The 8,912-nt window shown below is 48.8% G+C and carries 9 protein-coding genes and 1 other RNA gene; all 10 read left to right on the forward strand.

Translation table 11 applies throughout. The features are described 5' to 3' along the window. Nucleotides 1-76 precede the first annotated feature (76 nt). The 10 genes from murA to AC3Y23_RS28730 all read left to right on the forward strand — a co-directional run bounded on the left by murA (nucleotide 77) and on the right by AC3Y23_RS28730 (nucleotide 8,595). Entirely contained in the window at nucleotides 77-1,330 is a 1,254-nt protein-coding gene (gene murA, locus AC3Y23_RS28685; protein WP_379205489.1) for a UDP-N-acetylglucosamine 1-carboxyvinyltransferase, read from the forward strand. 189 nt (nucleotides 1,331-1,519) lie between these two features. Further along, nucleotides 1,520-2,869, forward strand: a complete 1,350-nt coding sequence (gene rho, locus AC3Y23_RS28690; RefSeq protein ID WP_175369902.1) for a transcription termination factor Rho — start codon at nucleotides 1,520-1,522, stop codon at nucleotides 2,867-2,869. Nucleotides 2,870-2,892: 23 nt separating this feature from the next. After that, complete coding sequence (locus tag AC3Y23_RS28695) at nucleotides 2,893-4,170, forward strand: radical SAM family protein (protein WP_379205490.1); 1,278 nt, start codon at nucleotides 2,893-2,895, stop codon at nucleotides 4,168-4,170. A gap of 119 nt (nucleotides 4,171-4,289) precedes the next feature. Beyond that, nucleotides 4,290-4,487 carry a 50S ribosomal protein L31 gene (gene rpmE / locus AC3Y23_RS28700; protein ID WP_379205491.1) on the forward strand — a complete coding sequence of 66 codons (198 nt, stop codon included), beginning with the start codon at nucleotides 4,290-4,292 and terminating at the stop codon, nucleotides 4,485-4,487. 175 nt (nucleotides 4,488-4,662) lie between these two features. Further along, nucleotides 4,663-4,930, forward strand: an RNA gene (ffs, locus tag AC3Y23_RS28705) — signal recognition particle sRNA large type. Nucleotides 4,931-5,064: 134 nt separating this feature from the next. Continuing rightward, complete coding sequence (dnaX, locus tag AC3Y23_RS28710; RefSeq protein WP_379205492.1) at nucleotides 5,065-6,837, forward strand: DNA polymerase III subunit gamma/tau; 1,773 nt, start codon at nucleotides 5,065-5,067, stop codon at nucleotides 6,835-6,837. Between the two features lie 51 nt (nucleotides 6,838-6,888). Continuing rightward, nucleotides 6,889-7,200, forward strand: coding sequence for a YbaB/EbfC family nucleoid-associated protein (locus tag AC3Y23_RS28715; RefSeq protein WP_379205493.1), 312 nt, complete (start codon nucleotides 6,889-6,891; stop codon nucleotides 7,198-7,200). Nucleotides 7,201-7,237: 37 nt separating this feature from the next. Continuing rightward, on the forward strand, nucleotides 7,238-7,837 hold the full coding sequence (recR, locus tag AC3Y23_RS28720; RefSeq protein WP_379205494.1) for a recombination mediator RecR: 600 nt from the start codon (nucleotides 7,238-7,240) through the stop codon (nucleotides 7,835-7,837). Between the two features lie 210 nt (nucleotides 7,838-8,047). Further along, a complete protein-coding gene (locus AC3Y23_RS28725) occupies nucleotides 8,048-8,293 on the forward strand; it encodes a DUF2508 family protein (RefSeq protein ID WP_379205495.1) in 246 nt (81 codons plus the stop codon). Between the two features lie 35 nt (nucleotides 8,294-8,328). Then, nucleotides 8,329-8,595, forward strand: a complete 267-nt coding sequence (locus AC3Y23_RS28730) for a pro-sigmaK processing inhibitor BofA family protein (protein WP_379205496.1) — start codon at nucleotides 8,329-8,331, stop codon at nucleotides 8,593-8,595. Nucleotides 8,596-8,912: the final 317 nt, after the last annotated feature.

Here is an 8,912-nt window from a genome sequence, read left to right on the forward strand (position 1 = left end):
TCACCTTTATCACCAGAAAAGCCACAGCACGTATTGTCGACCAACCGCAATACACGTAGGGGGAACCTGTTAATTTATGGAAAAATTAATGATTGGCGGTGGACGTCCGCTGCAAGGTGTTGTCACGATCAGCGGAGCCAAGAACAGCGCGATTGCGCTTATTCCTGCGGCGATTTTAGCCGAATCTGAAGTTGTGCTGGATAATCTACCGTCCCTTAGCGATGTTGCAGTTTACTCCGAAATACTGGAAGAGCTTGGCGCGAGTGTATCCTGGTCAGGCAACCAAATGAGAATTGACCCCTCCCGTATTGTGTCCATTCCTATGCCTAATGGGCCTGTCAAGAAATTGCGGGCTTCTTACTATATGATGGGAGCGCTCCTTGGAAGATTCAAGGAAGCGACAATAGGGCTTCCCGGTGGCTGCAATTTTGAGCCCCGTCCGATTGACCAGCACATCAAGGGATTTGAAGCGCTGGGCGCAACAGTAACTAATGAACACGGCTCCATCCACCTGCATGCCAAAGAATTGCGCGGGGCTAAGATTTATCTGGACGTATCCAGTGTCGGGGCCACGATTAATATCATGCTGGCGGCTTCAAGAGCCAAAGGCTCTACTATTATTGAAAATGCGGCTAAAGAGCCTGAGATTATAGATGTAGCTACACTGCTTAATTCAATGGGTGCCATCATTAAAGGTGCCGGCACGGAAACCATCCGGATCGAAGGGGTTACGGAAATGCACGGCTGCCGTCACTCTATTATTCCTGACCGGATTCAAGCTGGAACATATATGATTGCTGCTGCAGCGACGCGCGGCAACGTCCTTATAGATAACGTCATTCCTAAGCATCTGGAGGCTTTAACCGCCAAGTTGCTAGAGATGGGCGTAGATATTGAAGAGCTTGATGAGAGCATTCGCGTAATTGGCAGAGCCAAGTACCAGCATGCTGATGTCAAAGCGCTGATTTACCCAGGCTTTCCCACCGATCTGCAATCCCCGATGACCAGCATGTTGACCCAAGCTGAAGGTGTTAGTGTACTCAGTGACTTTGTATACAGCAATCGTTTCAAGCATGTGCCGGAACTGGTTCGTATGGGGGCCAAGATTCGTGTCGAGGGCCGTTCAGCAATCGTGGAAGGCAGCAAGCTTAATGCAGCCAAGGTCAAGGCGGCCGATCTGCGGGCTGGTGCGGCGCTTGTAATCGCCGGTCTTACAGTAGAGGAAGGCATCACCGAAGTAACGGGTGTGGAGTATATTGATCGTGGGTACGATCATTTGGTGACCAATCTCCGTAATCTGGGGGCTGACGTTTGGCGCGAGAACGAATAGAATAAATTTATTAGGTTCCCGGTGAATGGAGGGAGTTTTTTTGCAGGTTGACTGCATATCTCCTTCCAATTCGGGTAATCCTATCCTAATGAGGATTTTGCCGGACTCTTTTTATTTGCTGATATAGTTCAGTAGTACATAGAACTATGTTCACGAACTCATTATAAAAATTGAATAGGTGGTTATTACATGGATCTTCAAATTTCCGATCTGGAAGAAATGAAGCTGACCGACTTGTACAAGCTGGCCAAGAAATACCAGATCCCTTACTACGGGCAGATGAAGAAACGGGAGCTGATCTTTGCTATCCTTCGGGCGCAGGCGGAGCAAAGTGGGCTCATGTTTATGGAAGGCGTACTGGAGATTCTGCCGGAAGGCTACGGATTCCTAAGGCCGATCAACTACTTGCCTAGTGCGGAGGATATTTATATCTCAGCCTCCCAAATCCGCAAGTTCGATCTTCGAAGCGGAGACCTAGTATCGGGGAAATGTCGAACCCCCAAAGAGAATGAACGTTATTTTGGATTGCTTCAGGTTAATGCCGTCAATGGCGAGAACCCTGCCAGCGCAGCGGAACGCCTGCATTTCCCGGCGTTAACACCTCTTTATCCGCAAGACAAGCTGCCGCTTGAAACATCCCCTACTCATTTATCTACCCGAATTATGGATTTGCTCGCTCCTGTAGGTCTGGGGCAACGCGGTTTGATTGTGGCGCCTCCCAAAGCAGGGAAGACGCTCCTCCTAAAAGAAATTGCCAACAGCATCTCCACTAATAATCCTGAGATAGAACTGTTTGTGCTTCTGATTGATGAACGTCCCGAGGAAGTAACCGATATGCAGCGCTCTGTGAAGGGTGAAGTTGTGGCATCAACCTTTGACGAATTGCCGGAGAATCATATCAAGGTAGCTGAGCTTGTGCTTCAACGTGCACTTCGTTTGGTGGAGCATAAGAAAGATGTTGTTATTCTGCTGGATAGTATTACGCGTCTGGCGCGTGCATATAACCTTGTCGTGCCCCCATCCGGACGGACGCTAAGCGGAGGTATTGATCCTGCTGCTTTCCATCGTCCTAAACGGTTCTTCGGGTCGGCGCGTAATGTGGAAGAAGGCGGCAGCCTGACGATTCTGGCCACAGCATTGATCGATACAGGTTCACGTATGGATGATATCATTTATGAAGAGTTTAAAGGTACGGGTAATATGGAACTACATCTGGACCGGAAGCTTGCGGAGCGCCGTATTTTCCCTGCGATCGATATTCGTCGTTCAGGAACGCGTCGTGAAGAGGTATTGCTGAGTAAGGAAGAACTGGATACCATTTGGGCTATCCGTAAAAATATGAATGAATCCTATGATTTTGTGGAAGGATTCCTCAAAAAGCTGCGTGACAGTAAGACGAATGCCGAGTTCCTGGCGTCATTTGATGTTGCAGGTAAAGAATCTGCCAGTGGCACGGCCAGTAGTGGTGGTACATCAAACAGCGGAGCATCTGCACGCCGTACGACCCGCTCGAAGGCCCCCACAGTATCCACAACCTAGAACGAGAATAAGAGGAGACTAATATGTATTTGGTATATGCCGATGAGAAAGGTAACGTATATGATCATCCTGAGCTGTACGGGCTGGCCCGCAGCGGGGATTTGATTGTCGAAATGCTGGAAGAAGAGCTGATTCCGTTGCCTGAGGGTGCTACGCTGGTCGGCCTGCCTAACACGCGGGCGGTGGGTATGAATCCGGCAACCGGTGAAATGCTGCCGCTGCCCGAAGGTTCTCAAGCGGTTGGGGCATTGATGCCGCAAGGTTATACACGGTTATGCCTTCCCGGCTATGTCAAGACAGATAAGTCCTACAAGCTGCCGCTATTCGGTTATTCGGCAGTGGTATGGAAGGATGGACGTTTCTATGTAGGCGCAGAGCTTACAGATGATCCTGAACAGTGGAATCCGCTCAATTGTGACCGTGATCTTGTGAAGAAGGGTGTAGGCGATCTGACAGCTAAGTATCCGGAGAACCGTCTCTTCGGGCACTTGTCGAACTGTGCGCTCGGCTATGAATGCCTTACATCCTCCAACACCTTCCTGGGACGTTGGGAGGGTGCTGTGCCTGTTTCCTATTCTTGCAATGCCGGTTGCTTCGGCTGTATTTCCGAGCAGCCTGACGACAGCGGTTTTGTCTCTCCGCAGACACGGATGAACTTCCGTCCGCGTGTAGATGAACTGGTAGAGGTTATGCTGGAGCACCTGAAGACGCCGCAGTCCATTGTTAGCTTTGGACAAGGCTGTGAAGGGGAGCCGTCGACGCAAGCCAAGATTATCATCGAGGCAATGCGGGAAGTTCGCGCTACTACTGACATGGGCTACATCAATATCAATACAAATGCGGGCTTAAGCGACCATATTCGTGGAATCGTTGATGCTGGTCTTGATTTGATGCGTGTCAGCACCATCAGTGCGTTGGATGATCACTACAATGCCTACTACAAGCCACGGGGCTATACCTTGGCCAATGTTGAGAAATCTCTCAAATACGCAGCATCGCAGGGCGTGTACACGTCGATTAACTATCTGATCTTCCCGGGTGTGACCGATCGTGAAGAAGAGATTGAGGCCATGGTGGAATTTGTGAGACGTACCGATCTCAAGTTGATTCAGATGCGGAATCTGAATATTGACCCGGAGAGCTATCTGGAATTGATCCCTCCAGCTAAAGGGGAAATACTTGGTATGAAGACGATGCTGGACATTTTCCGGGAAGAGCTTCCTGATGTGGTTATTGGATCATTTACCCATGTGCCGCCTGCTGATTTGGCCCGTGCCAAGTCTAGTCGTATACACGTCTAGCATTAGAAATGTAAATTTGAAACATATTGCCCATTTGCATGTTTCGTGCTAAACTATGCTCATGTGTCTATATAACTCTGAGTCCGCATGAGGCTTAGGGCAAGAGAGGTGAAATTCAAATGCAAGAAGCAATTCAACCAAAGTACAACATTACTAAGGTAACCTGCGCATGTGGCAACACTTTCGAATCCGGTTCTGTTAAACAAGAGCTGCGCGTCGAAATTTGCTCCAGCTGCCACCCGTTCTTCACTGGCAAGCAGAAATTCCTGGATGCCGGCGGTCGCGTTGATAGATTTAAGAAGAAATACGGTATCTAATTCAATTAGCCCGTTTGCGGCATAATTATTAGATCTAGCCCCCGGCTTCGTGCCGGGGGTTTTTTCAATGTTCCCACTTGATTGAGGTGCATTATTACTGCAAGGAAAGTAATGGGGGAGCTGTTAATTCTCTTGAGGTTGATTTTTGTCCGAGCGTAGGATATACTTATCTTCGCCGTGCTAGACGGGGAGGTAGCGGTGCCCTGTAACTCGCAATCCGCTGTAGCGAGGTTGAATTCCTGTTAGAGGTGCTGTCGATGTGAGGCCTTGGTCCCTATGGACTGTGTTGACGGTTGGGTCCTCCGCAATGAGTGCTTGTGAACCTGGTCAGGTCCGGAAGGAAGCAGCCATAAGCAAGTTTGCTCTTGTGCCGGAGGGTGGCCTAGCCCGAGCAGTCAGTAGGGTTGCCGCTTGGATCGCAGTCATCAATAACAGGTGCACGGTTTATATGAATAAATGATAGCATCTTTGCGATAAGCGGGGATGCTTTTTGTTTTTGGTCAAAGTCTGGAGAATATAGTATAATGAGTTAGCGACAAATGCCAAGAAAGTGGCACTTGAGAGAGGGTAATGCATAGTGGAACATATCGCGCTGTACCGTGCTTGGCGGCCGCAGTCGTTTCAGGACATGGTAGGACAACAGCACATTATCCAAACGCTGCAGAATGCTATACGGGAAGACAGGGTCTCACATGCCTATCTGTTCAGCGGTCCTCGGGGGACTGGTAAGACCAGTGCTGCCAAAGTGCTGGCCAAGGCGGTCAACTGCGAACGCGGACAGGGGCCGGAACCTTGCAACGAGTGTCCATCCTGCCTGCGGATTACTGCTGGTAATGTCATGGATGTGCAGGAGATTGATGCTGCGTCTAACCGGGGTGTGGAAGAGATTCGTGACCTGCGGGATAAGGTGAAGTACGCGCCTACCGAAGTGCGTCGTAAAGTGTATATTATCGATGAAGTGCATATGCTGACAACAGAAGCGTTCAATGCGCTGCTGAAGACGCTGGAAGAGCCACCGCCCCATGTAATGTTCATACTGGCGACAACAGAGCCTCATAAGCTGCCAGCGACGATTATTTCCCGCTGCCAGCGGTTTGATTTTCGCCGGGTATCATTGGAGGAGCAGACGGGTCACCTGAAGCAGATCTGTGAGAAGGAAGGCATCACCGCAGATAATGACGCTCTGCAGTACATTGCACGTCTCTCCGATGGGGGGATGCGGGATGCGCTCAGCATTCTCGATCAGATATCTTCCTTCACAGAGGGCCAGGTTACCTATCAGCAAGTGCTGGGTATGACGGGAGGAATCCCTTCGGAACAATTTGCCCGTCTGGCTAGAGCGATTCTGGAAGGTGATATGGGACTTCTTCTGGAGCTTGTCGAACAGCTTATGCATGAGGGCAAAAGTGCCGATAAATGTCTCGAAAATTTATTGTATTACTTCCGGGACTTGCTTATGATCAAAATGGTCCCGAACGCCGATCACTTGACCGACCGTGTTCTGAATCCGGCGGATTTCAAGGATATGGCTACCGCCTTCAGCCGTGAACAGCTATTCGGAATTGTGGAGACGCTTAACCGTTATCTGGGTGAGATGAAGTATGCCACCCATCCGCAGACGCTGTTTGAAGTAGCGCTTATGAAGCTCTGCAGCTTGCAGGAAAGCGCCGCAGTTTCGGCTGATACGGCTATTTCGCCTGGTGCCTTCCAAGGAGCTGTGGCAGGCGGAAGTGCCGCTACTGACCCTGGTGAGCTAGGTGTGCTTAAGAAACAGATCGCTGCATTGGAGAAGAAGCTGGAGCAGGCGCTGAAGTCGGGAGGCATTTCCGGAGGGCGCGAGGGTACCCAGGGTAAGTCTGCCTCTGCGCCGAGCGCTGCTCCACGAATCACCACGGCTTCCAAGATGCCGCCACAGGTGGATAAATTTATTGCTGGTAAGGATAGCGCCGACTTTACGACTATCTATAAGCAATGGAGTCTAGTGCTGCAAGGTGTGAAGGAAGAGAAGATCACTGTTCACGCCTGGTTCGTTGACGGGGAGCCTGTATCGGTTATGGAAGACGCAGTGCTGGTTGCTTTTAAGAACACTATACATCGGGACACTACTGAGAAGCCGGCTAATCGGCAGGTGATTGAGGGCGTTCTGGCTGCCCGTTTGGGTAAGCCGTATCGTCTTGTGACCATTATGCTTCGCGACTGGAACGAGGCTGCTATGAAGTCTGCAGAACAGCCTGGTAAGGAAGAGCTGCGTCTTGAGCATGAACACGAGACAGGAGAAGCAAAACAGGAACCTTGGATTGATGAGGCGATCCAGCTTTTTGGAGAAGACCTTGTTGTCATAAAAGAGTAATGCTTTCAGCAGATTAGTGCCAAACGGCACATTCCAAAGGAGAGATCGATTATGAACAATATGAACCAAATGATGAAACAAGTTAAGAAAATGCAGGAGCAAATGCTCAAAGCTCAAGAAGAGCTTGGCGGCAAAACTGTTGAAGGTTCATCTGGTGGCGGTGTAGTTACCGTGCAAGTGAACGGACATAAGAAATTGCTGTCCATTTCGATTAAACCGGAAGCAGTAGATCCGGATGATGTAGAAATGCTGCAAGATCTTGTGATCACTGCTGTGAATGATGCGTTGACACAAGCCGAAGATCTTGCCAACAACGACATGGGCAAATTCACTGGCGGTATGAAGATTCCTGGTTTGTTCTAGACCATTACTCCATTTATCCTAAAGGAGAAACATTACTTTGCATTATCCCGAACCGCTAGCTAAGCTGATCGATGCTTTTACGCGTTTGCCGGGGATCGGTCCGAAAACGGCCGCCCGTCTTGCGTTTCATGTGCTGAATATGAAAGAGGATGAAGTCATTGATTTTGCCAAAGCGCTGGTAAGCGTCAAACGCAATCTTCACTATTGCTCCGTGTGCTGTAATATTACCGATACTGATCCGTGCCGGATCTGTCAGGATAAGACACGCGATGCGTCCGTAATCTGCGTGGTTCAGGACGCCAAGGATTTGGTTGCCATTGAGCGAACTAAGGAATTCGATGGTTATTATCATGTTCTCCAGGGGGCGATCTCGCCAATGGAGGGCATTGGACCAGATGATATCCGTCTGAAGGAACTGTTGGTACGGCTCAGCGACGAGCGAGTGAAGGAATTGATTATGGCGACAAATCCCAATATTGAAGGGGAGGCGACGGCTATGTATATATCCCGGTTAACGCGCCCTTTTGATATCAAAATCACGAGAATAGCCCACGGCTTGCCAGTAGGCGGCGATCTGGAGTACGCAGACGAAGTCACGCTGTCTAAGGCCTTGGAAGGCCGTCGTGAGCTGTTTTAGGACATAAGATGCTTTAGAGTATGTGGAGAAGTCCCAGGTAAGTTGAGGGGCTTCTTTTTTTTGCGTTCAGAGCTAATCAAAGGATATTCATGAAGAGAGTACAGATTTGTGATGGTTTTAAGTTCTAAGTTTGTCCCGATCTTTATATGAATGAGAATGAAGATGAGAGGGTGCTCTTGTGTTCACACTTATTCGAAAGGGGAGCTGAGTATGGGCTGGTGGGGGGCATGGAGAGGCAACGCCGATAAGGAACGGGAACGTGACGAGAGATGGAATACGTTCATGGAAGTGCGCAAGGCACAAATGGAATGGGAGCGGGCTTATCTGATGTTCGATGAGGCGCTGGGACAGGATCAGATAGATTATGCCATTTATATCTTAGAGGCGGCAGAACGCAAATATCAGATTCATCTTAAGCATGCCAAAAGCTTGGGGCTTAACCGGACGCGGCTATAACGGAATGGAACAGATTTGATAAAGGAGGAGAGACATTGTTAAGATTAGCGGCGATTGGAGTATTGAGTATATCCGTTCTTTTATTGTTTTTAATTGTATTCCGCAAAAAATTAGGCTTTGGCTGGTTAAGTTTATTCGGCACCCATCTTATTCTGGCGGCGGTGGGTATTTACTTAGTGAATTTTTCGGGTTTTATAACAGATGCACACATTCCCCTTAATCCGGCAACTATAGGCGCAGTAACGGTTTTGGGGCTTCCGGGAGTAATAATGTTGTTGGGTTTGAAAATAACTTTGTTTTAAGGGTTGACGTAGTAGCGAGTAAAATGGTATATTAATTCTCGGCCCTTGAAACAAGAGTTTTTCGAAAAACTTGTTGAGAAGGAAGCGGAAAAAAGAAATTAAAAAAACGCTTGACAGAAACAAGGTCGCCATGATATATTATAAAGGTCGCTGCTGAGACATTGAGCGGCGGACAAGCAAGACATTGATCTTTGAAAACTGAACAACGAGTGAGTATCGGATTCACGCAAGTGAATTCACAAATGAGAATTTAATTCTCGTCAGATGTTTCAAAATGAGCAATCGCTCTTTCTAAATACCAATTTGGAGAGTTTGAT

The organism is Paenibacillus sp. MAHUQ-45 (genome assembly GCF_058133325.1).